Genomic DNA, 26,134 nt, shown 5'->3' on the forward strand with positions numbered 1-26,134 from the left:
ACTTCGCTGGTGTATCTCCGGCGGGAGTTCGCTCCCGCCTTGATGCTTTATCAGTCACATCATGAAAGACTCACACTATATTGGGCGCTTTGCCCCCTCACCTTCTGGCGAACTCCACTTCGGCTCACTGATTGCCGCGCTTGGCAGCTATCTGCAAGCTCGGGCGCAGGGCGGTATCTGGCGCGTGCGCATTGAAGATATCGATCCGCCGCGTGAAGTCCCCGGCGCCGGCGCAACTATTCTGCGTCAATTAGAACATTACGGCCTGCACTGGGACGGTGAAGTGCTTTGGCAATCGCAGCGTCACGAAGCCTATCGTGAGCGTCTGGCCTGGCTGCTCGAGCAGGGACTCTGCTATTACTGCACCTGTACCCGCGCGCGCATTCATGCCGTCGGCGGTCTTTACGACGGCCACTGCCGGGATTTACAGCTCGGTGCGCAAAACGCAGCCCTGCGCCTGCGGCAAACGCGGCCGGTTCTCGAGTTTTACGATCGACTGCGCGGTACTCTCGTCGCGGATGAACCGCTGGCGCGTGAAGATTTCATTATTCATCGTCGCGATGGGCTGTTCGCCTATAATCTTGCGGTCGTGGTGGACGATCATTTCCAGGGCATCAGCGAAATTGTCCGCGGTGCAGATCTGATTGAACCCACGGTGCGGCAGATTTCGTTGTATCAGCATTTTGGCTGGCAGCCGCCAGACTATATTCATCTACCTCTGGCGCTAAATGCTCAGGGAAATAAACTGTCGAAGCAAAATCATGCTCCAGCGCTATCGCAAGGCGATCCACGCCCGGAAATTGTGCGAGCGTTAACGTTTCTTAACCAGGATGTCATTCAGGAATGGCGAGAGCTGAATATTGACGATTTACTCAAGCATGCGGTAGTGAACTGGCAGCCGGAGAAAATCCAGCATTCTCAAATGCGTTCCGCTGAGCTATGATTAGCCGCTATTTTTTTGTCCTGAAGTCCGTCTGACACTACGAGGTGTACCATTTTTACCCGAGTCGCTAATTTTTGCCGTAAGGTGCTAAGCCGTGAAGAGCGCGAGGCAGAAGCCGCCGTCGAACAACGACATATGACGGTTATCCCGCGTGATCAGCATGCAATTTCCCGCAAAGATATCAGTGAAAATGCCCTCAAGGTCATGTACAGACTCAATAAGGCGGGCTACGAATCGTGGCTTGTCGGCGGCGGCGTACGCGACCTGCTGCTGGGCAAAAAGCCGAAAGATTTCGATGTCACGACCAATGCAACTCCGGAGCAAGTACGCAAGCTGTTCCGCAACTGCCGTCTGGTCGGCCGTCGCTTCCGCCTGGCGCACGTGATGTTCGGGCCAGAAATTATTGAAGTCGCCACCTTCCGTGGTCATCACGAAGGGCATACCACCGATCGCGTCACCTCGCAGCTTGGCCAGAACGGCATGCTGCTGCGCGACAACATCTTCGGTTCGATTGAAGAAGATGCCCAACGCCGCGACTTCACCATCAACAGCCTTTATTACAGCGTCGCTGATTTCACCGTGCGCGACTACGTCGGCGGCATGAAGGATCTGCAGGATGGAGTTATCCGTCTGATTGGCGATCCGGAAACCCGCTATCGCGAAGATCCGGTGCGCATGCTGCGCGCGGTGCGTTTTGCAGCGAAGCTCAATATGAGCATCAGCGAAGAGACCGCCGAGCCAATCCCACGCCTGGCAACGTTGCTGCACGACGTACCTCCGGCGCGTCTGTTTGAAGAAGTCCTGAAGCTGCTGCAAGCGGGTGATGGCTATCAAACCTACATGCTGCTGCGCGAATACAATCTATTCCAGCCGCTGTTCCCGACCATCACCCGCTACTTTACCGAGCGCGGTGATAGCCCGATGGAGCGCATTATCAGCCAGGTGCTGAAGAATACCGATAACCGCATCCGTAACGATATGCGCGTTAATCCGGCGTTCCTGTTCGCGGTAATGTTCTGGTATCCGCTGCTTGAGATGGCGCAAAAAATTGCCCAGGAGAGCGGTCTGGCCTACCACGATGCCTTCGCGCTGGCGATGAACGACGTCCTGGATGAAGCCTGCCGCACGCTGGCAATCCCTAAGCGCATTACCACGCTGGTGCGCGATATCTGGCAGCTTCAGCTGCGGATGTCTCGCCGTCAGGGCAAACGCGCGTGGAAGCTGATGGAGCATCCGAAATTCCGCGCCGCCTACGATCTTCTCGAACTGCGCGCGGGTGCGGAGAATAACGGCGAGCTTCTGCGTCTGACCAAATGGTGGGGCGAGTTCCAGGTGGCCATGCCGCCAGATCAGAAAGATATGCTTGACGATCTGGGCGACGATCCGGCCCCGCGCCGCCGTCACCGTCGTCCACGCAAGCGCGCGCCGCGCCGCGAAGGCAGCGCATGACGTTAGTCTATATCGCCATCGGCAGCAATCTGGCCTCTCCGCTTGAGCAGGTGAACGCTGCCGTTAGCGCGCTTGGTGAAATTCCTGACAGCCGGGTGATAAGCGTTTCTTCTTTCTATCGCACACCGCCGCTGGGGCCGCAGGATCAGCCTGATTACCTCAACGCCGCCGTGGCGCTGGAAACTTCGCTCGCGCCTGAAGAGCTGCTTGATCACACTCAGCGCATCGAACTGCAGCAGGGCCGCACGCGTAAAGCTGAACGCTGGGGACCGCGCACGCTGGATCTCGACATCATGCTATTTGGCGATGAAGTGATAAATACTCCGCGCCTGACCGTACCGCACTACGATATGAAAAACCGCGGTTTTATGCTGTGGCCGCTGTTTGAAGTCGCCCCGGAGCTGCATTTCCCTGACGGGATAGCATTACGTACTGTGCTGGCGAACCTCGCCGCAGATAAACCCGCCATCTGGTAATATCCTTTCGTATTTTAGCAATTACGGCGATCGTGGTAATCGATTGCCCAAAACCATTGCCCCCCTGAATGCTGCTGTTAGAATGCCGATTAATATGACTTTCATCATCAGGAAACGTTATGAAACCGACCACTATCTCCCTGCTGCAAAAATGTAAGCAAGAGAAGAAGCGCTTCGCCACCATCACTGCCTACGACTACAGCTTCGCCAAACTGTTTGCCGACGAAGGCATCAACGTGCTGCTGGTCGGCGACTCGCTGGGCATGACGGTACAGGGCCACGACTCCACTCTACCGGTCACCGTAGAAGACATCGCCTACCACACTCGCGCCGTGCGTCGCGGTGCGCCGAACTGCCTGCTGCTCGCCGACCTGCCGTTTATGGCTTATGCCACGCCAGAACAAACCTTCGAGAACGCTGCCATCGTGATGCGCGCGGGGGCCAATATGGTCAAAATCGAAGGCGGTGCGTGGCTGGCGGATACCGTAAAAATGCTTGCCGAACGCGCGGTACCGGTGTGCGGACATCTGGGCCTGACCCCTCAGTCGGTGAACGTCTTCGGCGGTTATAAAATTCAGGGCCGCGGCGACGCCGGGCAAATTCTGCTTGATGATGCGCTGGCGTTAGAAGCGGCTGGCGCGCAGCTGCTGGTGCTGGAGTGCGTGCCGGTTGAGCTGGCAAAACGCGTTACCGAAGCCTTAACTATTCCGGTGATCGGCATTGGCGCAGGCAACGTCACCGACGGGCAGATCCTCGTGATGCATGATGCCTTCGGTATTACCGGCGGCCATATTCCCAAATTTGCCAAAAATTTCCTTAGCACGGCAGGCGACATGCGCGCCGCAGTGCGTCAGTATGTTGCCGAAGTGGAGTCCGGCGTCTATCCGGGCGAAGAACACAGTTTCCATTAAGGAGTGTTGTTGTGCTGATTATTGAAACCCTGCCGCTGTTGCGCCAGCATATCCGTCGTTTACGTCAGGAAGGTAAACGCATCGCGCTGGTTCCCACCATGGGCAACCTGCATGATGGTCATATGAAGCTGGTTGATGCAGCGAAAGCCAGCGCGGATATCGTGGTGGTCAGTATCTTCGTCAACCCGATGCAGTTTGACCGCCCCGAGGATCTGGCGCGCTACCCGCGCACGCTGCAGGACGATTGTGAGAAACTAAACAAACGCAAAGTCGATTTTGTCTTTGCTCCAGCTACGGCGGAAATCTACCCACAGGGTATCGAAAGCCAGACTTATGTTGATGTGCCGGGTCTGTCGACGATGCTCGAAGGCGCCAGCCGTCCGGGCCACTTCCGCGGCGTCTCCACTATCGTCAGCAAGCTGTTTAACCTCGTGCAGCCGGATGTCGCCTGTTTTGGCGAGAAAGATTTCCAGCAGTTGGCATTGATTCGCAAGATGGTGGCAGATATGGGCTACGACATCGAAATTATTGGCGTGCCGATTATGCGCGCCAAAGATGGTCTGGCCCTCAGCTCGCGCAACGGTTATCTCACTGCCGATCAGCGTAAAATTGCACCGGGGCTGTATAAGGTGATGAGTCGCGTGGCGGAGAAGCTGGTGGCTGGTGAACGCAATCTGGACGAAGTTATCGCTATTGCCGCCCAGGAACTGAACGAGAAAGGCTTCCGCGCCGACGATATTCAAATTCGCGATGCGGATACGCTGCTTGAACTCACGGAAAACAGTCAGCGCGCGGTGATTCTGATGGCGGCATGGCTCGGCCAGGCGCGTTTGATCGACAATCAAAGCGTCGTGCTCGCACAGTAGACATCGGTTAAAAATAAGGCAATACTGCCTGGAATTTCCTCAAAGCGGACGTTACATCCGCTTCGTTATCGTTAAGCTTCAAAGGTAAAACGTTATGATTCGTAATATGCTGCAGGGCAAACTACACCGCGTTAAAGTCACGCAGGCCGACCTGCACTACGAAGGCTCCTGCGCTATTGATCAGGATTTTCTTGATGCATCCGGTATTCTGGAGAATGAAGCTATTCACCTGTGGAATGTCACCAACGGTAATCGTTTCTCCACCTACGCCATCGCCGCAGAGCGCGGTTCCAGAATTATTTCCGTTAACGGCGCCGCAGCGCACTGTGCAAACGTCGGCGACATTTTAATTATCGCCAGCTTCGTTATGATGCCAGATGAAGAAGCCCGCACCTGGCAGCCGAAAGTGGCCTATTTTGAAGGCGACAACGAAATGAAACGCCAGGCCAAAGCCATTCCGGTACAGGTGGCGTGATATTACCCCTGCGGCTGATTGCTAATCAGCCGCGACATCGTCTCCAGCGAATCTGTTCTTAAAATATAGAGTCTTTTCAATAAGAACGGGTTATCTCCCGGTTTTACCTTCCCTCTTACCGTCGTCACCGCCAGATGAAAACCGGCATCGTCCGCCGCCTTAATCGCCGTCGCGTTATAGCCGCCAAAGGGATAGGAAAGGTACAACACGTGCGGATTAAATTGCGCTAGATCCCGCCGCGAACGCTCAAAATCAAACAAAATGTTGTGGTAGCTGCGGCTCAGAAGAATCGGATGACGATAAGCATCCACCCGATGCAGAAAATGAGTATGCGACTGCACGTCAAAGACGTCCTGAATCTGCTTGAGTTCGGAAATACTCATAAACTGCAGCGATTTCGGTGCCCATTTCTGCGGATGGCGCTTAATGCGCGACGAGATAATAAAAGCCGTGGCGTGAAAACCATACTGCTTAAGAATCGGATACGCATAGCGATTGACCGACTTCAGGCCGTCATCAAAGGTGATAACCACTGAACGCGCAGGAAGATTCACTTTATTGCGCAGATAGCCTTCCAGTTGATACATACTCAGAGTCGTATAACCCTGGTCACGAAGCCAGGTCATCTGATTGCTGAAGGCGCGGACGGAAGTGGTGGTTGAGGTGTGGCGAAAGCGGGTATTTTCTTCATCACGCAGAATATGGTGATAAGTCAGAATCGGAATACCGTTATCTTCCTGCGCATCCAGACTGCTCACCCACGCCAGGCGATTGCCAATGCGGATTTGAAACCAGGTTTGATTAAGCCGGTCTTTGAGCTTGCTGATAATGGGATAGCGCAGATTACTCGTCAGCGTGCCGAACGGGGCGCTGCCGACGGAAGGCGCGTCATAAACCGGCGTATCTTTCCAGGTAATGAGATTTTGATTACTCAGCGGCTTATTCAGGTCGCCCAGGTTATCCTCAACCCGCTGCTTGCCCTGTACCGACTCCAGATGGCCCTTATCAATAAAACCGGTGCCAAAACCAAAATTGAACTCATAGTAATCCGCCGCCGTTGGCACTACCGCGAGAATTTGCCCTGCCCGCACGTTGCCAACGCTGACGACCTGATTACCCACTTGCGCCCAAATATCGGCGTCTTCGGTAGTCTGCATATAATGCGCAAACACGCCCTGCTGGCTTAACAGACTGGCGGAAGCGCTGAGAGACATCAGGAGGAGGAGTAAAACGAAAATTCGGGCAAACATGCGCATCAAGCCGATAGACAAACCTGCCGTTATTGTAACAAAAGCGGTATCAATACCAATGCTTAATTCCCGTACGGCTCATGCAACAGTCGAAAAGGCGGATTTTTTTGCTGCTGATGCCAGAGGCTGCTCACCGCGGGACCTCCGGTGCTGACTATCGTATTACGGAAAGCTTCGCTGCTCAGCGTCTGACGCAAAAGATACATACTCTCCAGTAATGGATAGCTAATCCCGGAAATCACTTCGCAATGGGTATGTTTATGGCTCATCAGCGAGGCCACGCGATAAGGTGCCGCCCCGGTTTTATCCGTCAGAAAAATAACGCCTTCACCGCTGTCCACCTCATGCATCGCGTTGCACATCATGCGGCTCAGCATATTACTGCTGAGATTACGCCAATAGTTTACCGCCCGACATTGCGCCAGCGGCCCAAACTTTTTCTCCAGACGATCCAGCATCTCCTGCGCCAGCTCATCATGACAGGTAATCACCCAACCTAACATATGCATTTTCTCCTTGAGGAGTTACATGCTAAAGCAATGTTAATCAAAACTTTGTGACATAACGTATTTTTTGATAAAAATTTATTTAACCTTAGACCGCCCTCTGACCTCACCAATTACATTATAAATAACAACGACATCGTTATAAATAGCATAAATGAGCAAAATCTCAACACATACTACGTATAATATATTAGCCACATACATATATGACAATAAATCAAAGCCTATATATTCATGGATGGTATTTATTTATTCCTAAACTACATGTCACAGTGGATATTTTAAGGGTTTAGTATTTACTAAAAACAAAAAAAGGAATAATACTCCCATCGCACAGTATTATTTTTATTAAGGATGATAATCATGAAATTGACTTTAAATGCAATTGTTTTTGCAATGGCTAGCGTTTCGATAATTCCGACGGTATTTGCTGCAAATGCCACTAGTGATGGTCAGGTACATATATCAGGGACTGTTATTCAAAACGCCTGCGTTGTCGATGGCGACGAAGGTACAACTTTTGACGTAGAGCTCATGGATGTTAACAAGGTTAACTTTGTTAACGTTGGCGATACGGCTGCCAATCAATCATTCAATATCAGACTGAAAGATTGTGATGTCAGCACCTACACGAATGTAAAAGTTCGTTTCGAAGGTACTACGGATGATGATGCTGGCACTACCGTCCTAAAAAATACCGGTGGGGATGCAACAGGTTTTGGCCTGCAAATCCTGGAGGCGGGCAGCCCAATGACGTTTAACGATCAGAGCTCCTGGTCAACGAATACCAAAATAGCAGATGGAACGAATTCAATTCCATTTACCGCACAGTACATCTCCACCAAAGCACAAGCTGATTTGGTGGCGGGTACCGTAGATGCCACAGCAACGTTCTACCTACAATATAACTAATGTTGATACCTGCCAGCCCGGATTCGGGCTGGTCAGGGGATAACGGCTCATTATGAAAAAGTATATTCAGGCAAGTTTACTACTCTGTACTCTATGGAGCGCGCTGACGCAAGCTGGCGTCACGATCGGCCTGACTCGGGTTATTTATCATGGGAATGATAAAGAAGCTTCCGTTCCAGTGATCAATGGCGATAAAGAACCCTATTTAATCCAATCGTGGGCACAGTCTATTAGCACAGACGGTACTATCGGCGATGCTCCTTTTATGGTCACACCGCCTTTATTTCGCCTCAACGCCGGGCAAAAAAACGTACTGCGCGTTATCCGCACTGGTGGCAATTTACCTGAAGATCGAGAATCGATATTCTGGCTGGATATTAAATCCATCCCAAGTAGTAACCCAGATAGTAAAGGCAGTAAGATTAAGTTAGCAGTAAAAACTGAGTTTAAGTTAATTTATCGCCCACAGGGATTAACACAAACGCCAGAGAAAGTAACATCTCAGCTAAAGTGGACTCGCAAAGGCGAAATCTTAACCGTCAATAACCCCACGCCCTATTATATGAATTTCGCCGATATTATCGTTGGTAGCAAAAAACTAACAGCGCCGCAATATGTTGCGCCATTCAGTTCAAGTAATTATAAAGTCCCTACCAATATTAACGGGACAGTCAGTTGGTCAATTATTAATGATTATGGCGGTGCAGGTCCGATACACAAACAAAGCCAATAAATAACATCAGGATGCAGAATGAACTCAAGGAAAGAGCAAAGGATGCGGCTATTTTTAAGACAAACTGTGGTATTAACACTGTTAGTCAGCGCAATTCTGCATACGGCTCAGGCGCGAGATTATTTTGATCCTGCTTTCCTGGAAAGCCGTGGCCAACATAAAAACGCGACGACCGATCTTTCAGTCTTCGCTACCGACCAGAGCCAGCTTCCTGGAAATTACTATGTTGATATTTATGTCAATACAACTCCCGCAGGAACGCGTAGTGTCAAGTTTCAACAGGTTAAGCAAAACAGCGAACTGCAGGCGCTCGAAGGCTGTTTGCACATCGATGAACTCAAAATGGTTGGCGTTAAAACCGATCTCTTCCCTAAACTGAATACAGAACAAAACTGCGCCGATCTCTCACAAATTCCCGGAGCCAGCCAGAAATTTGATTTTCAGGAACAGAAGTTATTTGTCAGCATTCCACAGATTTATATCGCTTCCAGCGCCCGAGGCTACGTTCCACCAGAAATGTGGGATGAAGGCATCCCGGCGCTACTGATGAACTATAGCTTTAATGGCTACAAAGACTACAGTTCTAACAATAATGAAGACGATATGGCGTCAAAGTTTCTGGCACTGCAGCCAGGACTCAACGTAGGGCCATGGCGATTACGCAATTACACGACCTGGAATTCACAGTCGAGCGATACCAGCAGCAGCGCTCGCTGGAGCACCGTCTATAACTACCTACAACGCGATATTATTCCGCTAAAAAGTCAGCTCACCGTATGGGATAGCAACACGCCATCAGACATTTTCGACAGCATGGCATTTCGTGGGCTACAGCTTGCCTCCGATGAGCAGATGTTGCCTGACAGCCAACGGGGCTATGCCCCGTCAATTCACGGTGTCGCCAGAAGCAATGCTCAGGTGACTATCCGTCAAAACGGTCGCATTGCATACCAGACAACCGTGCCTCCCGGCGAGTTTGATATTAACGATATGTTCCCGACCGGCAGTAATGGCGATTACGACGTCACCATTAAAGAAGCTGACGGCAGCGAACAACACTATGTCGTCCCCTACGCCTCACTTCCTCTTTTACAACGAGAAGGAAGAGCTAAATACAATATTATCGTTGGAAAGTATCGTGATAATGACAACCATACCCGGGACAACTTTACCCAGGCGACGTTGCTGTATGGCCTGCCGTGGGGGCTCACCGCCTACGGAGGCAGCCAGGTTGCCAGTGATAAATACCAGTCTGTGGCTCTTGGACTTGGACAAAACATGCGAATGCTGGGCGCGATTTCCGTTGATGGCACCTGGTCACATGCAAAATTTGACGATCGTACTGAAACCGGCCAATCCTGGCGCATACGCTACAGCAAAGGGGTGGTCAGCACCGGTACTACGCTATCGATTGCCGGTTATCGCTATGCCAGTGAAAATTATAATACGCTTGAAGATGCACTTAACCCGGATGATGATGACTACAACTATTACGGCAAACGACACAATCGCTTTGAAGCGTCTATAAACCAGCGGCTGAGCAGCAATCTGGGCTCCATTACCTTAAGTTGGGTCAAAGAAAACTACTGGCATAGCCCGCAAGAAATGCAATCCATGAGCGTTGGCTATAACAATAGCTGGGGAGCAGTTAGCTATGCGCTGAACTACAGCTATAACCACAATACTTATCAACGCTACTCTTCTGACAATCAAGATGACGACGATCGCTATCAGCAAAACGATAGCCTTTTTACCCTCTCGATTAATGTGCCATTTTCTTTATTCGATTCAAGAATGTACGCCAGCTATATGCTTAATGCGCGCAAGGGCGATGCCACGGTGAACAGCACAACATTGAGCGGGAGCGCGCTGCGCGGGCAAAATCTGAACTGGTCGGTACAACAAAGCCACAGCACTACGGAGGGTGACTCCGGTGGGCTGAGCGGTAGCTATAAAGGTACATACGCTAATTTGAACGCAGGCTATAGCCAATCCCCGGATTCTCATCAAATAAGTTACGGCATCGAAGGCGGAATGGTGGCCCATGAAAATGGTATCACGCTAAGTCAGCCCATCACCGGTTCGGCCATTTTGGTTAAAGCCCCAGGCGCTGCGGATGTTGCTATCGAAAATCAAGCCGGCGTCACTACAGACTACCGCGGTTATACGGTTATCCCCAACGTTACGCCTTATTACCGCTACGATATCTCGCTGGATGGGCAAACTTTTGCTGATAACATCGATATCCCCATCAACAACCAAACTGTGTACCCCACGCGCAATGCGCTGGTCCGCGCTACCTACGATACCCATAAGGGCTATCGCGTACTCATGACCTTAACGCGCAGCAACGGCGACAATATTCCCTTCGGGGCGACGGTCAGTACGAGTGAGAAAGAAGGTGGTCAGGCTAATATTATCGGCGACAACGGAAAGGCATTCCTCAGCGGACTGACGGAAGAAGGGAATCTGCTGGTGCAATGGGGCGGAAATGCAAATACCACTTGTCACGCGGCTTATCATCTGGATACCAGCAAAAATATGAATGGAATCATAATAGCGCAGAGCACCTGCCAATGAAGGAAACAATGAATAATCGCTGCATTAAATATATGTTACTGGCACTTACGCTAATTTCAGGTCATGCGCTGGCAGACAGCATAGGTAATGGGAGCGGCTGGTGTCAGCCGTCATCAGGAACGCATGACTATCCTTTTAGTTTTAATCAGACCATCACTACTACTGATGAAAATAAAACGGGCAAAATTATTGAGCAGAGTTGGAGTGGTAGCGGTGAATACGCTGCTCAATGTGATTGTGACAACACGGATTTTCGCGGCCCAAATTACTTCACCGCGACGACTGGCAGTTTGACGCAGAAAGGTACATTCAGCGAATCACGCTACTACGGTCATATGGACTACTATGTGCTGGTGTCAGATAAACTGGAAATTGGTACCGAAGTCTATATTGCCGGGCAATTAGGCCAGTATGTTCCCGTCCCCTTTTCATCTAAAAGTAATAATGATTCTTCCGCTGGCGGCTGTACCGGGGCTGAAATGAAATCGATGACGGCAGGGAATAGAGGCACGGTCAGAATTTACGTTACTCATCCACTCGTCGGCCAGATAGTCATACCCGAAACAACGATCATGAATCTGTATCTATCAAAAGTAGCTACCGGCAGTGGAGATAACATCCCCCCGTCAGTCCCCCCAGTAGCACACGTGACGATGTCCGGCACGATAACTGTCCCACAGTCCTGTACCATCGAAGCGGGTCAGGTTATTGAAGTTAAACTAGATGATATTTTAGGCAAGGACATTAGTCACCTCGGTGATAGCCCAACGCAGAAAACCACAAAATTTGCGTTTACCTGCAGCAATGTTGCCAATGGAACTAATTTATCTATCGCCCTTTATGGGGAAAACGATCCGAACAATAGCAATTACCTGAAGACGACTAACGACGATATTGGAATAAAAATCACCGATATTGACCAAAATATCATTGCCCCCAACGGTAGTAGCTATATTCCTGTCCCTTCCTATGTTGACGGCACAGGCAGTAGTCAATTCACCGCCGCCCCCGTTAATACTACCGGGAACATTCCACATACCGGAGAATATGAAGCTACAGCAACGCTGGAACTTCAGATTCGGTAAAAAAGGGCGACATCGTCGCCCTCCTCGCTTAGCTACGCAGGCCGCGCCCGCGTTGGATCAAATACCAACACAGCAGATAAAACGCGGTAATAAATACCACCAGCACGCCGAAAGTGGTGACAAGCGGAACATCGTTAATCCCCAGGAAACCGTAGCGGAAGCCGCTGATCATATAAACAATCGGATTCAGGTGCGACAGCGCCTGCCAGAACGGCGGCAGCAAGGTCAGAGAATAAAACACCCCACCGAGGTAGGTCAGCGGCGTCAGAACAAAGGTAGGAATCAGGCTGATATCATCAAAGGTTTTAGCAAACACCGCATTCAGCAGGCCCGCCAGCGAAAACAGTATCGCGGTCAGTATCAGCGTCAGGGCGACGAACAGCCAGGAGTGAACCTGGAACGGGACAAAAAATAACGAAATTGCCGTCACCAGAATCCCTACGAACAGGCCGCGTGCAACCCCACCACCGACATACCCGACAATCACCACGTGCGTGGGGACCGGCGCTACCAGCAGCTCTTCTATATTACGCTGAAATTTCGCGCTGAAGAAAGATGAGGCCACGTTGGCATAGGCGTTGGTGATCACCGCCATCATGATCAGGCCCGGCACGATAAACTGCATATAGGTAAAACCGTGCATTTCACCGATGCGCGAGCCGATAAGGTTGCCGAAAATGACAAAATAGAGCGTCATGGTAATCACTGGCGGGACCAGAGTCTGGATCCAGATACGCATAAAACGGTGGATCTCTTTGGTCCAGATGCTTTTCAGCGCAACCCAATAAAGCTGCATCATGCTGACTCTCCTTTCCGGTCATGTACCAGCGTGACAAACAGCTCTTCAAGACGGTTAGCTTTGTTACGCATACTTAAAACCTGTACTCCCTGCGCGCTCAGTTGGCTAAACACGCTATTAATTCCCTGCTCACGCAGCACTTCCACTTCCAGCGTTGACGTATCCACCAGGCGATACTGGTAACCTTCCAGCACCGGTAACGGGCTTTTCGGCGCCAGATCGAGAATAAAGGTTTCTGATTTCAGCTTGGAAAGCAGCTCTTTCATCGAGGTATTTTCCACCAGCTCGCCGCTCTGAATAATGCCGATATTGCGGCATAGCATTTCGGCCTCTTCCAGATAGTGGGTAGTCAGGATAATCGTGGTGCCTTTATCGTTTAAATCTTTCAGGAACCCCCACATCGAACGACGGAGTTCAATATCCACCCCTGCGGTCGGCTCATCGAGGATCAGCAATTTTGGCTCATGCATTAACGCGCGCGCAATCATCAGGCGGCGCTTCATCCCACCGGAGAGCATCCGCGCACGTTCATTGCGCTTTCCCCAAAGATCGAGCTGTTTAAGGTATTTTTCGCTACGAATAATCGCTTCTTTGCGCTCAACGCCATAGTAACCCGCCTGATTCACCACAATCTGTTGTACGGTTTCAAAGGGGTTAAAGTTGAACTCCTGCGGCACCAGGCCGAGCTGGCGCTTGGCATTCACCACATCTTTTTGCAGATCATAGCCAAACACGTTGACCTCGCCGGAGGTTTTATTCACCAGCGAACTTATAATACCGATAGTGGTCGATTTACCCGCACCGTTTGGCCCGAGGAGCGCATAAAAGTCGCCCGCTTCAACTTGCAGATCGATTCCACGCAGCGCCTGAACCCCGCCGGGGTAGGTTTTCTTGAGCTGTTTTAGTTCCAGAGCAATGGTCATTAAATGTCTCTTCTCACGTCGTGACACGCGATGGGTTGTTTTAAAAAATGTGAGGTTAACCTATATTAGCGCAACGCACTTACTTGGTTACAGGCCCGTAAACATCCATGAACGATATAGATACACTCATCAGCAATAATGCACTATGGTCAAAAATGCTGGTGGAGGAAGACCCCGGTTTTTTTGAAAAACTGGCGCAAGCGCAGAAGCCGCGCTTTCTGTGGATTGGATGTTCTGATAGCCGCGTCCCCGCTGAGCGCTTGACCGGCCTGGAGCCTGGCGAACTTTTCGTGCACCGTAACGTCGCAAACCTGGTGATTCACACCGACCTGAACTGTCTTTCCGTTGTGCAGTATGCCGTTGACGTACTGGAAGTCGAGCATATTATCATCTGCGGTCACTATGGCTGCGGCGGCGTGCAGTCAGCGATTGAAAATACCGAGCTCGGCCTTATCGATAACTGGCTGCTGCATATTCGTGATATCTGGTTTAAGCACAGCTCGCTGCTTGGCGAAATGCCGGAAGAGCGTCGCCTTGATACTTTGTGTGAACTGAATGTGATGGAGCAAGTCTACAACCTTGGTCATTCAACTATCATGCAGTCAGCGTGGAAACGCGGGCAGAAAGTGACTATCCACGGCTGGGCTTACGGTATCCACGATGGCATGTTACGCGATCTCGACGTAACCGCCGTCAGCCGCGAAACGCTGGAGCAGCGTTATCGCCAGGGAATTTCCAACCTTAAAAGTAAGCACGCCAATCACAAGTAACCGACGCACTCACTTTTTATCCCGGATAAGACGCGTTATACCGCATCGCTATCCGGGATATATCGCCAAAGTTTACTCGTCCAGCAAAATCACTTTGCCAACATACGGCAGGTGACGATAGCGCTGAGCGTAATCAATGCCGTAACCCACCACGAACTCATCCGGGATCGCAAAACCAACAAACTCAACCGGGACGTTAACTTCACGACGGCTTGGTTTATCGAGCAGCGTACAAATCGCCAGGGATTTAGGTTCGCGCAGGCTCAGAATTTCGCGCACTTTCGACAACGTATTGCCGGAATCGATGATGTCTTCCACGATCAGTACATCTTTACCACGGATATCTTCATCAAGATCTTTGAGGATTTTGACATCGCGAGTGGTGGACATGCCGCTGCCGTAGCTGGAGGCGGTCATGAAATCGACTTCATGCGGCACCTGAACCTCGCGGCAAAGGTCGGCCATAAACATAAATGACCCACGCAACAGCCCCACCAGCACCATTTCGCTGCCGCTATCTTTGTAATGTTCGTTGATTTGACGACCTAACTCGGCAATACGGGCTTTGATCTCGGTTTCCGGGATCATCACTTCTACAGTATGTTTCATAAAACTAACCATTTGATTCTTAATGTAAATCATCAAAGCCGCTGCGGTAGCACCGACGTTGACCGGCAAGCCATAAAGTATACCAGCAAAAAGAAATCTGCGGTGCAGGGATTAATAAAGCCAATTTTGTGATTCCGATCACACTTGTTAAATCCTATAATTAATTGCATTTAAAAAATTAACAAACAAACGAGTATCTTTCTATGGCAGAAACAAAATCTCAACAATCACGGCTACTCGTGACGCTGACAGCTCTTTTTGCGGCGTTCTGTGGCTTGTATCTTTTAGTGGGCGGAGCCTGGCTGGTCGCGATTGGCGGCTCATGGTACTACCCTATCGCCGGTCTGGTGATGCTGGGCGTCACCGTCATGCTCTTGCGCGGCAAGCGTTCTGCGCTTTGGCTGTATGCCGCACTGCTGCTTGCCACTATGATCTGGGGAGTATGGGAAGTTGGTTTCGATTTCTGGGCGCTGACGCCTCGTAGCGACATCCTGGTCTTCTTCGGCATCTGGCTTATTTTGCCTTTTGTCTGGCGTCGTCTGCCAATCCCATCTGGTGGTGCGGTTGCCGGATTGGTTGTCGCTCTGCTTATCAGTGGTGGTATTCTGACTTGGGCTGGTTTCAACGACCCGCAGGAAGTCAACGGCACGCTGAGCGCCGATGCCATGTCTGCCGCACCAATTTCTACCGTTGCCGACAGCGACTGGCCAGCATATGGCCGTAATCAGGAAGGCCAACGCTACTCACCTCTGAAGCAGATTAATGCTGACAACGTGAAGGATCTGAAAGAAGCCTGGGTCTTCCGCACTGGCGATCTCAAGCAACCTAACGATCCGGGTGAAATCACCAATGAAGTGACGCCAATTAAAGTTGGCGACACGCTCTATCTGTGTACTGCCCACCAGCGTTTGTTTGCGCTTGATGCTGCGACGGGTAAAGAGAAATGGCACTTCGATCCGCAGCTTAACTCGGATCCGTCCTTCCAGCACGTGACCTGCCGCGGTGTTTCTTATCACGAAGCCCGAGCGGATAACGCACCGGCGGATGTGGTTGCAGATTGCCCGCGCCGTATCATTCTACCGGTCAACGATGGTCGCCTGCTCGCTATCAACGCCGACAACGGTAAGCTATGTGAATCCTTTGCCAACAAAGGCATTCTCAACTTACAAACCAATATGCCTGTCACCACTCCTGGCATGTATGAACCCACTTCACCGCCGATTATTACCGATACAACGATCGTTATCGCCGGAGCCGTCACCGATAACTTCTCAACCCGCGAACCCTCTGGCGTTATCCGTGGTTTTGATGTCAATACCGGTAAACTGCTGTGGGCATTCGATCCGGGCGCGAAAGATCCGAATGCTATCCCGAATGATGAGCATCATTTTACACTCAATTCACCAAACTCCTGGGCGCCTGCTGCCTACGACGCGAAGCTGGACCTGGTCTATCTGCCCATGGGCGTGACCACCCCAGATATCTGGGGCGGCAACCGTACGCCAGAGCAGGAACGCTATGCCAGTTCCATCGTGGCGCTGAATGCGACAACCGGGAAACTGGCGTGGAGCTATCAGACCGTTCACCACGATCTGTGGGATATGGATATGCCGTCACAGCCGACGCTGGCGGATATCGATGTTAACGGCAAAACCGTTCCGGTTATCTACGCCCCGGCGAAAACCGGCAACATTTTTGTCCTCGACCGTCGTACTGGCGAACTGGTTGTCCCGGCGCCAGAAAAACCGGTCCCACAAGGTGCTGCCAAAGGTGATTACGTCTCGAAAACTCAGCCGTTCTCCGACCTGAGTTTCCGACCGAAGAAAGATCTGACCGGTGCCGATATGTGGGGCGCCACCATGTTCGACCAACTGGTGTGCCGCGTTATTTTCCATAAATTGCGCTATGAAGGTATTTTCACACCGCCATCAGAGCAAGGTACGCTAGTCTTCCCGGGTAACTTAGGGATGTTCGAATGGGGCGGCATCTCCGTCGATCCAAATCGTCAGGTAGCAATTGCTAACCCAATGGCGCTGCCGTTTGTATCAAAACTGATCCCTCGCGGCCCCGGTAATCCGATGGAGCAGCCGAAGGACGCCAAAGGTTCTGGTACCGAAGCCGGTATTCAGCCGCAGTACGGCGTCCCTTACGGCGTTACGCTAAATCCGTTCCTGTCGCCGTTTGGCCTGCCGTGCAAACAGCCTGCCTGGGGCTATATCTCCGCACTGGATCTGAAGACCAATGAAGTGGTATGGAAAAAACGCATCGGTACACCGCAGGATAGCCTGCCGTTCCCGATGCCGATTAAGCTGCCGTTCACGATGGGTATGCCGATGCTGGGCGGCCCAATTTCCACAGCGGGTAATGTGCTGTTTATTGGTGCAACTGCGGATAACTACCTGCGCGCATATAATATGAGCAACGGTGAGAAACTATGGCAGGCACGCTTGCCAGCAGGCGGTCAGGCGACGCCGATGACCTATGAAGTGAATGGCAAGCAGTATGTTGTCATCTCCGCAGGCGGTCACGGTTCGTTTGGCACGAAGATGGGGGACTATATCGTTGCTTACGCTTTGCCTGACGACGCGAAGTAAAAAATAACCTCTCTTCGTTTAGGAGAGGCCATAAAAAACGCCCTTCGCGGGCGTTTTTTCGAGAGCGTTCAGAATTCTGTGTCACGTTAAAAATTCTACAGCGTCATCACTTCATTCAGTCGCCCATCAAAATAAATGGCTAACTGCGACAATGTCAAATTCCAGCTTTGGATGGGCATTGTCCATTTTTCCTGGGCATTCATCAGACCCAGATAAAGCAGCTTCAACAGGCTGTTTTCATTCGGGAAAGCGCCTTTGGTTTTGGTCAGCTTTCTGAACTGGCGATGTACCGATTCAATCGCATTCGTGGTGTAAATGACCTTGCGGATATTTGCCGGATAGCGGAAGTACGCTGACAAGTTTTCCCACTTGCGCCGCCACGACTGGAGCACCACCGGATATTGCTGGCCCCATTTTGCTTCCAGCTCATCCAGCGCCGTTTCTGCCGCTTCTTTCGATACCGCGCGATAGACTGGCTTCAGGTCAGCCATGAACGCTCTATGATGTTTTGACGCCACATATTTAATCGAGTTACGTATCTGATGAATAATACATAGCTGAACTTCCGTCTGCGGATAAATACTGTTTATCGCTTCCGGAAAACCGGTCAATCCATCCACGCAGGCAATCAGAATATCTTCAACCCCACGATTTTGCAGGTCGCTTAAAACCGACAGCCAGAAGTTCGCGCCCTCACTTTCTGACAGATACAGACCCAGAACTTCTTTTTTGCCTTCCAGATTAAGCGCCAGCACGGTATAAACCGCTTTGCTCTGATAACGACCATCCTCCCGGATTTTATAGTGAATGGCGTCCAGCCAGACGAAGGGATAAACCTTCTCCAGCGGGCGCTGCTGCCATTGTTTTAGCTCAGGAATGATTTTATCGGTGACGGCGCTGATAGTTGCGCTGGAAACACTGAAAGCATAAAGATCTTCAATCTCCCGGCTGATGTCCTGGTAGCTCATCCCCAGCGCGAACAGGCGAATGATCTTACGCTCTATCTCATCAGACAGCGTGGTCTGATGCTTTTTCACTAGCTGAGGCTCAAAAGTGCCATTACGATCACGCGGAGTCGTCAGCTCGAAGGGGCCGGTCGGGGCTTTAATGGTCTTTTTGCCTGTGCCGTTTTTACGGTTGGCTTCAACATCCTGAGCCAGATGGGAGTCAAGCTCTGCAGAAAGAGCAGCTTCGGTTAACTGTTTGATTAAAGGCGTTAAGATCCCATCTTTGCCGGTTAATGCCTGACCGGACTGGAGTGCTTTAAGCGCTTTGTCGAAATCGAAGGGCTGGGACATGTGTCATTCCTTTTTGATTGTATATTACTGGAATGACACAGAATTTCTAACACTCCCGTTTTTTCATCAGAAATTGACGTTATTTATCAAACTTGAGGGACAGCAAAGAGGCTTTTGCCGCTTCCTGATACTGCTCGATCAAATCTGTAGTCATGTTAAACGTCATCTGCACCGCTTTTTCATCCTGGGATGTGATTAACATCATATTGAGAATTTCGGAATCCGGTGTCTGCGAGCGGAAAGTGAGTAGCCAGCCTTTATGACCATCCACGGTAACGGCCTCAGCCTGCGGTTTTAAACTTTCCAGCATCTTAAGCATCATATCTTTGAAAACATCAAGCTTATCAGCTGGTAGCGGGTTACGACCGGCAGTGATCCCCAAAGAGGCTTTGCCTTTTTCATCCCCATAATGTAGCGAGGTGAATTCTTTTGCACAGATACGCATTTAATTTTGCACAAGCGGGGCGGGGATTTTATCGTATTTTGCATAATGCAAAATTAATCGCCTGTGCTGTTATCGAATTTTCGGGATGCTTGTGCATCCCCTTCATCTTTAAGCAATCTCCATCCAGTACGGTCACTAAACCCATACTTAGGACAAAGAAGCGTCATCGCTATTAGTGTAGAGGTTCCATTCTGGCGCATGATTGTAAGCTCGTTTAGAAATTCGCGGTTTCTAATCTCCCGCAAAACATTATCACAACGAGGAATGTAAACCGGCGTACCGGAAAAATAAAATGACAGCTTTTTAATTTCTTCATCATTAAGAATCGATTGCAATAATCTGGCGCGTGTAGCACCAAAAGAGCGTAATCCTTTCCCTATTGGAAAGGTTGTTCCGCCAAAAGCTTTAAATAATTTCATGGCGGAATTGATCCCAATCTGCGAAACAATTTCCACGGCGACATCAGGTAGCTTACTCATTAGCTCATTATCATAAATTTTTTCTGGTTCGTGGGTTTGCATCTTCTCCAGTTCTTCAGGAGAGGCTGCATTGATAGCGTCAGTTAAGATGAGGGATGTCGCTCGGGTGATATCATCAATTACATCACGGATAATTTTTTCATTATCTTCGCTGAAATATTTTACTTTCCCATCAGTCAATTGAAGTAAGGTATCAACAGACGCACTCATTTTAGTTGTAATATCAGAAATTCTATTCAAAAAGACATCGTTTTTTTCATTGGATACGCCGGTCATAGCAATCACCTTTTAGTACAGCCCTCTCGGGCCCCTGTTAGCCTGTTCACCATTGACGTTATTTACAGCCTCAGCAAGGACTTTCTCGTCAAGAATGATTTGATTTTTGATAATGAGTGGTTGTTTGTTTTCGGATGACGCACCGCCAGAGTAGCTGCTCTTATTATTGCGCTGCAAATAAGCAGGTACGCCGAAATTGACGCCATCATGATCGAGCTGAGGGGCTATGTCAACGCCTCCATCGGGTAGGCGGGGGATGTCAATTGCTGACGAGCGTTTATCCTGGCCAAACTTGCTTTTTAATACCGCCCAGGCAACATCAACAAAGCTATAACCTGAGGTACCATCCTGAATGGATTTAACTTTTTCAGGCATTGTTTTCTTATCAAAATCTTCTCTCAGCTTATCCTGCATCATGCCCAATGCTACAGAACCGGCTGTAATGGCAATCGCTGGTGTGGTTATTGATAATGCACCAGCAAGTTTACCCCCTGTTCGTGCAGTACCTCCGGGAACGGAGTCTGAACCAAAGCCGCCCTGTAGAAGTCTGAGACCCGCAAAAACATATGCTGCTGCGGTCATGGCTTTTATTCCCTGCGTTGCTCCGTTTATAGCAACTGTCAGCTCTGGATATTCCTTAGCGTAATCAGCGATTGTAATGGCAGTATCGCCAAGTATTTTATTAAACTTGCCGAATACATCACCATCTGCGAAAAATCTCTCATTAGCCAGTTGGTTAAATTTAAAAAGAGGTTCACTTGCTACAACCTGAAAAGATGAATTAACAGCGCCATTAGCTTTACGCGTTCCCGCTACTTGTTCCTTAATGTAGTCTTTCTTTAAAAAAGCTGTAGTCAGTGCCATTTGAGCTTGAGAGTCAGGGATAATCGACGCGATAATGGTAGAAACAAGTACATCTCTTGCCGCCAGCAGGTCTTTTTCTTTACTTGTCCCTTTATTGCGTCCTATATCAGCCGTGAGCTTTTTGTACCCCTTGTCATCTGAAATTATCGCATCGATAGCATTATTAAATGACTCATAAGTGTTGTAACCCTTCGCCCTTTGAGAAACAAGAAACTCAGAATATGACATTGGTTTACCACCAGACACTCTGAATTTTCTGTTCTTCATATTGTTAATAGTATCCGCGCTGGTAATTTTAAGTAAAAGCTGACTGTAATTATTAGCAGCGGTATCGTTATTTCCTGACGTTTCAGAGTTAGCCTGAAGGTTCGCAAGAAGTAAATCAAGCGCTTCGATTCCACCCATACCCAATTTAGAATAGTTCGTCATTATTGTGGGGAGTTCTTTTGCCATATTGGATAGTTCGAAACCACCAAGTTCACCTGAGCGAGTAAGTTTATCAAAGAATAAGGGGAGCTCTTCTTTTTTAATTTTAAAGTTATTCAAAGCGGTAACGGCGAGTTGTGCAATTTCTTCTGGATTAGAACCGGTAGCCGTGGAGGTATACATAACATCACCCAGCACAGACATAGCTGTTTTATCATCCACGCCACCTTTCGACATTAATACGCCGAGTGCATTGGCAGCAGTGTCGGCCGTCCCACCACCTTTCCTGACTGCCCCTTTGATCGCATTACTTAATTGCCCCTTGGCCGCAATTCTCTCCTCTGCGGGTAACTGGTTGTAGGCTGTATTCGTAATGCTTGCCAGACGCTGACTGTAATTCATTTGCTCTCGGACTGGCTGAGCAATAACCGCACCGGCAGCAGTAATCCCCCCGGCAATAGCGGCAACATTACCCCCAAGAACCCTGGCTTTACTCATGCGTGACATCGTTTCTGAGGTACTGGTTAGCTCCCCTCGCAGTCCGGCTACCTTTTGCCTCATTGCATCAAAGGCTCGAGCCTGCTCACTTGCAGACATAAGGCCGGTACGTGTTAGCCGGTTATATGCTGCCGTGGTCTGCTGGATTTCCCTTTGGATCTGGCGCTCTGAACGAATGCCAAGAACAGAGCGGGCCTCCGAAGAACGTCGGTATTCATCAGCCAGTGCTTTTGATGCTCGGATTCCGGATTCACTTGATCGTTGCTGCTCTTTTTCAAGCTGTTTGGCTTGCCTGCTGGTCTGCTGCATTGCGTCGCGAAGAACTTTCGAACCAGCGTCCTTGGCGATCAGGCTTAACGTGAGTGCTAAATTTTTAGACATGAAATAGCTCCATTACGAACCTTCATCTGGCGCATGAAGGGGCAGGTGTTGAATATCAGGAAATGGCGGAATGCGCCTGAAGTCACTTTGATGTGCGTAACTGGCTCTGTAACCATTTTTAAACCCCTTTTAAATCGCGCCAGATTTAATTCAAACGGAGAAAATGACGTACCCCACATAGCGAGAGTCTGAAGCCTTCATGGGTGGCATAGAGGAAGATATCCCGCGCATACTGTTTTTGAGTTTATGGGGCAATTTCGCGGGCAAATAATTTGTCGCGTAACAGATGTAGAATGTGCCCCACGGTTTATCTTTTTTTTCCGCCTTTATTCCTGCGTAAGGATTTAACGGTACTGGCGCTGCGGGAGGCGGTTTGCCCGGTCTTGTGACCATGTAACCGGGCAAGGGCATCTGTATAACCGTCGAGTTCGGCGCGACTCATGCGGCCAATTTGTTGTTCGCTGATACCATACCGCCCAAGTGCAAGTACTAGGATTCGGTAGCCTGAGAACTGGCGTTCGAGAGCAGCCGCTTTTTTTTAATGGCTTCGATCTGCGCATCAATGAAATCGAAGTCATCTTCATTGAGTTCGTTCAGCAGCAGATCAACGGTGATTTCATCTTCAGGTAAATCGCCGAGTGCAGTAATAACCTGTGCAACGACTGCGATGCGGTAATAGGTCGCCGCTACAGCGCCCTCAGTAGTGCCGTACTTTTCATACGTGCGGCTCAGCGCTTCGATAGTGTCCCTGACCACAGGCATACGTACCTGAAAATCGAAATGAACTTTATCACCAACTTTAATGCCGTATAACAGTGAGTGCTTTTCCATTTTATTTATCCACATGGCGCAGCGCGTTCATCGTGATACCACGCTGCTTTTATTATCAAATGTGTTCCGGGCGAGAAATATATAACGAGCATTTACGCCCGGCCGTGCATAACGCGATATCAGTCAAGGAACGGCGTGACAATCACCTCAACAAGGCCATAGTTCGGGTTAGGCTTCATGTTATCGAGAGTCTGTGCCTTCGCGATATTAAAGGCCTGCTCACGATTTTTCATACCGACCAGCAGAATTGAAGGTTTAATACGTAACGGTCGTCCTGAATCATTTTTCTGCGAACACATACGGTCATACAGGTCGTTAAAGTTTTCCGTAGTTAAGTCCTGCTTGCTGGCGAAAGCCATTTGCCAGAATCCATAACCCATATTTCCGCGAGCACGAATGCCGTAAAAGAATTCATCCGTCATGAACGAAATTTCCTTATCTTCATCTGTCAGTTGCTGAAGTTCATAAGGAATGCGCTCCTGCCAGATAAATGGATTGATAGGACGGGTAGTGTCCAGCAAAATCCATAAAGGTTTTTCATTGGCCTCATCAGCAGGGAGTTGCACATTGGAAACAACAGTATCTTCCGTACCTGCGGTAACCACATGATCAGGAGAAAAGAAAGGTTTTCCATCATAACATTTTTCATGGAACCCTTTTTTGATCAACTCAAATACTAATTCATCAGGATGATTAGCTGCCGCATCAGCCATGTCGGAAACCATGGTAGCCAGCATTCCGATATTGTCGTCTTCTACATCCTCACGCGAAATGCTGATCGTTGATTCAAACTTACGGTTATCAATTGAAAAACTATGAGCAGAGATACCTTTAACAGTTCGTTCGCCCACCCATTCTTTTAAACTTGGGAATGAACCCAGGAACGGATAAACATTAGATTTCGTTGAAGAAGGAATTTTAGTGGAAATTTGTGGATAAAGAGGGGTCGCTTCACCTAATCGCTTATTAAATGCAGCCTTAACTCCGATATAAATAGTGCTAAGATTCTGTTTGTTGATAATCATTTTTAATTCCTCGTGTTAGTGATGTGATTGGATGTTGAAGAAACTGAAGAATGTCATGTTGCACTTTTAATAAACATACTGAAGAGTGTCAGCACCAATACAGAAATAAAAAAAGGCTGTCAGACATAAGCCCGACAGCCTTTGAACACCCGTACTACTTTACTAACACACAACAAGGATTGCTGCTCAACAACCTCATAATTTCACATCCACTTCGGTTCTGGTAACTGAACAGTGTCAGTTATTACCGACTGTCGTATCGTTACACCCATCAATCACGGCATCCATCATTTTTATTAGCTCAACAGAACTGTTCAGGAATCTGCCGAGATCGGCCAGGTCTGCCGGGCCATAACCTCTGCCCACTTTTGACTGGGCGGCGCTTTCGTCCAGTTCCCGCCCCAGAAAGGAGATACCACCCAGCAGCGCCCCCTTGATAAGGTCAGCATCAGATTTAACCAGGCGCAAATCATGCGCCTCATCGCCGGAACTGATCGCCTGCTGGAGAAGACTCTGAATTGAGGAATTAATCATAACGCCACCTCCATCACAGGAAGGCGGGCCATAAAGATTGCCACCATGCCACGAGGCACCATCTGGCGAGCATCACGCTCTGTAGTGGCGATGATGTGAATCATTTTTCCACTATCCGCATTCAAGGCCATAAAGCGCCATGTAAATTGCGGCTGAATTTCGGTATGCTTGTTTGTAGCCATAACTGTTATCCCATGTAACGGTTTTTGGTTAGAAGCCCGTTGGTGTTGGTAGCACCAGCGGGCTTCGCTATTGTTGGGGTCAATCAATACTACTGTGCGCACAGATTACCCCTTTGTGTGCGCACAGGTCAAGGCTTAACAGACTACTTTTTTTAGTGTACTCTGTGCGCACATACAAGTGATTGGTTATCAGGTAAAAATGATGTCTAGCGGCAACATTAATAATAAATCAGCAAAGAAAAATATCAGGTTCCCTCACGAAATTATTGAGGAGATAGAAACTTTCCTTGAGCAGGAAAAAATAGAAAATCCTAGCGCCAACTTTTCCGCATGGGTTTTAGATGCCTGTGAACAGAAACTAAGAAAAGAAAAAAGACGGCGGGTATTGAAGGATTAATTAAAATCCCCCTGACGGCATTACTCGCCTGTAAAGTAGTAATGCCGCCAAAGGCTTTACGGATGATGGTAGTTTTATACGCTTGTTATGCCATATCATCAAAACACACTTCATCCTTTCGATGTCTGTTTCAATGTGAGAAGGGCATCAAAACTACGAATCACTGATATGAAATTAACTGGCAGCGGATGGTGTTGGCACAGACGAACCTGAAATCAATCTCATAAGGCTCTTTTTCGGGTGGTTTTGTTGGTGAGTAGATTGATTGTGAGTTGTTTCCTTTTAAAAGCATATACTTAATCTGAACATGAAAAAGTAGAATCAAACGTGTTAAATGTTCGGATACGGGCATTGCAACCTGAAAGCGAATCACATAAAGATGAACGGTCAGTTCATCCATCCTTAACTTGGATGCATCACTGATGATGAATATGAAAACATCAGATTTTACATGGTGTTATAGGGTGTCGGATGGAGTTGAATGCAAATCCTCTTTCATCCCAGTTCCTCTTTATAACTCGAATGCAACCCTTAACGTAGTTTACGTTGCGGGTTATTTAGCCAATGTTCCCCCATATTAGTTCCTATTTTCTGTATCCATCATTGGCTTATAACCG

Annotated in this window: 27 protein-coding genes; 13 read left to right on the forward strand and 14 right to left on the reverse strand. The window is 49.2% G+C overall.

The genetic code is table 11. The annotated features are described in order from the left end of the window. The first annotated feature begins 61 nt into the window (after nucleotides 1-61). From gluQRS to panD, 6 genes are all read left to right on the forward strand, one after another. Nucleotides 62-943: a tRNA glutamyl-Q(34) synthetase GluQRS gene (gluQRS, locus tag ACMYSL_RS23715; protein ID WP_434660089.1), complete on the forward strand. Its 882-nt coding sequence runs from the start codon at nucleotides 62-64 to the stop codon at nucleotides 941-943. A 51-nt stretch (nucleotides 944-994) separates the two neighbouring features. Then, a complete protein-coding gene (pcnB, locus tag ACMYSL_RS23720; protein WP_182240643.1) occupies nucleotides 995-2,392 on the forward strand; it encodes a polynucleotide adenylyltransferase PcnB in 1,398 nt (465 codons plus the stop codon). After that, complete coding sequence (folK, locus tag ACMYSL_RS23725; RefSeq protein WP_434660090.1) at nucleotides 2,389-2,868, forward strand: 2-amino-4-hydroxy-6-hydroxymethyldihydropteridine diphosphokinase; 480 nt, start codon at nucleotides 2,389-2,391, stop codon at nucleotides 2,866-2,868. Before pcnB ends, folK begins: the two co-directional genes overlap by 4 nt. Nucleotides 2,869-2,987: 119 nt before the next feature. Then, on the forward strand, nucleotides 2,988-3,779 hold the full coding sequence (gene panB, locus ACMYSL_RS23730) for a 3-methyl-2-oxobutanoate hydroxymethyltransferase (protein WP_182236389.1): 792 nt from the start codon (nucleotides 2,988-2,990) through the stop codon (nucleotides 3,777-3,779). 11 nt (nucleotides 3,780-3,790) lie between these two features. Beyond that, nucleotides 3,791-4,645, forward strand: coding sequence for a pantoate--beta-alanine ligase (gene panC, locus ACMYSL_RS23735; RefSeq protein ID WP_434660091.1), 855 nt, complete (start codon nucleotides 3,791-3,793; stop codon nucleotides 4,643-4,645). Nucleotides 4,646-4,739: 94 nt separating this feature from the next. Next, nucleotides 4,740-5,120: an aspartate 1-decarboxylase gene (panD, locus tag ACMYSL_RS23740; protein ID WP_181483539.1), complete on the forward strand. Its 381-nt coding sequence runs from the start codon at nucleotides 4,740-4,742 to the stop codon at nucleotides 5,118-5,120. Between the two features lie 2 nt (nucleotides 5,121-5,122). Here the strand turns inward: panD and ACMYSL_RS23745 are convergent, their stop codons facing one another. Further along, nucleotides 5,123-6,376, reverse strand: a complete 1,254-nt coding sequence (locus ACMYSL_RS23745; RefSeq protein WP_434660092.1) for a polysaccharide deacetylase family protein — start codon at nucleotides 6,374-6,376, stop codon at nucleotides 5,123-5,125. Nucleotides 6,377-6,432: 56 nt separating this feature from the next. Next, complete coding sequence (locus tag ACMYSL_RS23750) at nucleotides 6,433-6,873, reverse strand: PTS sugar transporter subunit IIA (protein WP_304256214.1); 441 nt, start codon at nucleotides 6,871-6,873, stop codon at nucleotides 6,433-6,435. Nucleotides 6,874-7,239: 366 nt separating this feature from the next. On the opposite strand from ACMYSL_RS23750, the gene ACMYSL_RS23755 reads away from it, so the two are divergent. Genes ACMYSL_RS23755 through ACMYSL_RS23770 form a run of 4 tightly spaced genes read left to right on the forward strand, consistent with a single transcriptional unit; the run spans nucleotide 7,240 to nucleotide 12,186 of the window. After that, on the forward strand, nucleotides 7,240-7,788 hold the full coding sequence (locus ACMYSL_RS23755; protein WP_434660093.1) for a fimbrial protein: 549 nt from the start codon (nucleotides 7,240-7,242) through the stop codon (nucleotides 7,786-7,788). A 52-nt stretch (nucleotides 7,789-7,840) separates the two neighbouring features. Beyond that, nucleotides 7,841-8,521, forward strand: a complete 681-nt coding sequence (locus tag ACMYSL_RS23760; protein WP_434660094.1) for a fimbria/pilus periplasmic chaperone — start codon at nucleotides 7,841-7,843, stop codon at nucleotides 8,519-8,521. Nucleotides 8,522-8,539: 18 nt separating this feature from the next. After that, on the forward strand, nucleotides 8,540-11,101 hold the full coding sequence (locus tag ACMYSL_RS23765) for a fimbrial outer membrane usher protein (protein ID WP_434660095.1): 2,562 nt from the start codon (nucleotides 8,540-8,542) through the stop codon (nucleotides 11,099-11,101). Between the two features lie 8 nt (nucleotides 11,102-11,109). Continuing rightward, on the forward strand, nucleotides 11,110-12,186 hold the full coding sequence (locus ACMYSL_RS23770; protein WP_434660096.1) for a fimbrial protein: 1,077 nt from the start codon (nucleotides 11,110-11,112) through the stop codon (nucleotides 12,184-12,186). A gap of 28 nt (nucleotides 12,187-12,214) precedes the next feature. On the opposite strand, the gene ACMYSL_RS23775 is transcribed toward ACMYSL_RS23770, so the two are convergent. Further along, a complete protein-coding gene (locus tag ACMYSL_RS23775; protein WP_434660097.1) occupies nucleotides 12,215-12,985 on the reverse strand; it encodes an ABC transporter permease in 771 nt (256 codons plus the stop codon). Continuing rightward, nucleotides 12,982-13,908, reverse strand: a complete 927-nt coding sequence (locus ACMYSL_RS23780; protein WP_181483545.1) for an ABC transporter ATP-binding protein — start codon at nucleotides 13,906-13,908, stop codon at nucleotides 12,982-12,984. Before ACMYSL_RS23780 ends, ACMYSL_RS23775 begins: the two co-directional genes overlap by 4 nt. A 107-nt stretch (nucleotides 13,909-14,015) precedes the next feature. Between ACMYSL_RS23780 and can the strand changes: the two genes are divergently transcribed. Then, entirely contained in the window at nucleotides 14,016-14,678 is a 663-nt protein-coding gene (gene can, locus ACMYSL_RS23785) for a carbonate dehydratase (protein ID WP_110272520.1), read from the forward strand. Nucleotides 14,679-14,750: 72 nt separating this feature from the next. Here the strand turns inward: can and hpt are convergent, their stop codons facing one another. Further along, nucleotides 14,751-15,287: a hypoxanthine phosphoribosyltransferase gene (gene hpt / locus ACMYSL_RS23790; protein ID WP_110272777.1), complete on the reverse strand. Its 537-nt coding sequence runs from the start codon at nucleotides 15,285-15,287 to the stop codon at nucleotides 14,751-14,753. Between the two features lie 19 nt (nucleotides 15,288-15,306). Continuing rightward, nucleotides 15,307-15,411 carry a hypothetical protein gene (locus ACMYSL_RS23795; protein WP_182240641.1) on the reverse strand — a complete coding sequence of 35 codons (105 nt, stop codon included), beginning with the start codon at nucleotides 15,409-15,411 and terminating at the stop codon, nucleotides 15,307-15,309. Between the two features lie 79 nt (nucleotides 15,412-15,490). On the opposite strand from ACMYSL_RS23795, the gene ACMYSL_RS23800 reads away from it, so the two are divergent. After that, the gene (locus ACMYSL_RS23800; RefSeq protein WP_434660098.1) at nucleotides 15,491-17,881 is read left to right on the forward strand and encodes a glucose/quinate/shikimate family membrane-bound PQQ-dependent dehydrogenase; all 2,391 of its coding nucleotides are present in this window, start codon (nucleotides 15,491-15,493) and stop codon (nucleotides 17,879-17,881) included. Nucleotides 17,882-17,976: 95 nt separating this feature from the next. On the opposite strand, the gene ACMYSL_RS23805 is transcribed toward ACMYSL_RS23800, so the two are convergent. The 8 genes from ACMYSL_RS23805 to ACMYSL_RS23840 form a co-directional block, all read right to left on the reverse strand. Then, a complete protein-coding gene (locus ACMYSL_RS23805; RefSeq protein WP_434659316.1) occupies nucleotides 17,977-19,179 on the reverse strand; it encodes an IS256 family transposase in 1,203 nt (400 codons plus the stop codon). A gap of 79 nt (nucleotides 19,180-19,258) precedes the next feature. Continuing rightward, complete coding sequence (locus tag ACMYSL_RS23810; protein WP_434660099.1) at nucleotides 19,259-19,624, reverse strand: hypothetical protein; 366 nt, start codon at nucleotides 19,622-19,624, stop codon at nucleotides 19,259-19,261. Between the two features lie 53 nt (nucleotides 19,625-19,677). Beyond that, entirely contained in the window at nucleotides 19,678-20,379 is a 702-nt protein-coding gene (locus tag ACMYSL_RS23815; RefSeq protein WP_434660100.1) for a hypothetical protein, read from the reverse strand. Between the two features lie 12 nt (nucleotides 20,380-20,391). Next, complete coding sequence (locus ACMYSL_RS23820) at nucleotides 20,392-22,548, reverse strand: phage tail tape measure protein (RefSeq protein ID WP_434660101.1); 2,157 nt, start codon at nucleotides 22,546-22,548, stop codon at nucleotides 20,392-20,394. A gap of 489 nt (nucleotides 22,549-23,037) precedes the next feature. Further along, entirely contained in the window at nucleotides 23,038-23,379 is a 342-nt protein-coding gene (locus ACMYSL_RS23825; RefSeq protein WP_434660102.1) for a hypothetical protein, read from the reverse strand. 119 nt (nucleotides 23,380-23,498) lie between these two features. Then, entirely contained in the window at nucleotides 23,499-24,404 is a 906-nt protein-coding gene (locus tag ACMYSL_RS23830) for a Mu-like prophage major head subunit gpT family protein (protein WP_434660103.1), read from the reverse strand. Between the two features lie 237 nt (nucleotides 24,405-24,641). Next, complete coding sequence (locus ACMYSL_RS23835) at nucleotides 24,642-24,938, reverse strand: hypothetical protein (RefSeq protein WP_434660104.1); 297 nt, start codon at nucleotides 24,936-24,938, stop codon at nucleotides 24,642-24,644. Beyond that, complete coding sequence (locus tag ACMYSL_RS23840; protein WP_215811149.1) at nucleotides 24,935-25,120, reverse strand: host cell division inhibitor Icd-like protein; 186 nt, start codon at nucleotides 25,118-25,120, stop codon at nucleotides 24,935-24,937. Before ACMYSL_RS23840 ends, ACMYSL_RS23835 begins: the two co-directional genes overlap by 4 nt. A 202-nt stretch (nucleotides 25,121-25,322) precedes the next feature. Between ACMYSL_RS23840 and ACMYSL_RS23845 the strand changes: the two genes are divergently transcribed. Next, nucleotides 25,323-25,517 carry a YlcI/YnfO family protein gene (locus ACMYSL_RS23845; protein ID WP_434664243.1) on the forward strand — a complete coding sequence of 65 codons (195 nt, stop codon included), beginning with the start codon at nucleotides 25,323-25,325 and terminating at the stop codon, nucleotides 25,515-25,517. Nucleotides 25,518-26,134 lie beyond the last annotated feature (617 nt).

This window comes from Klebsiella sp. MISC125 (assembly GCF_051131775.1).
GTDB lineage: Bacteria > Pseudomonadota > Gammaproteobacteria > Enterobacterales > Enterobacteriaceae > Klebsiella.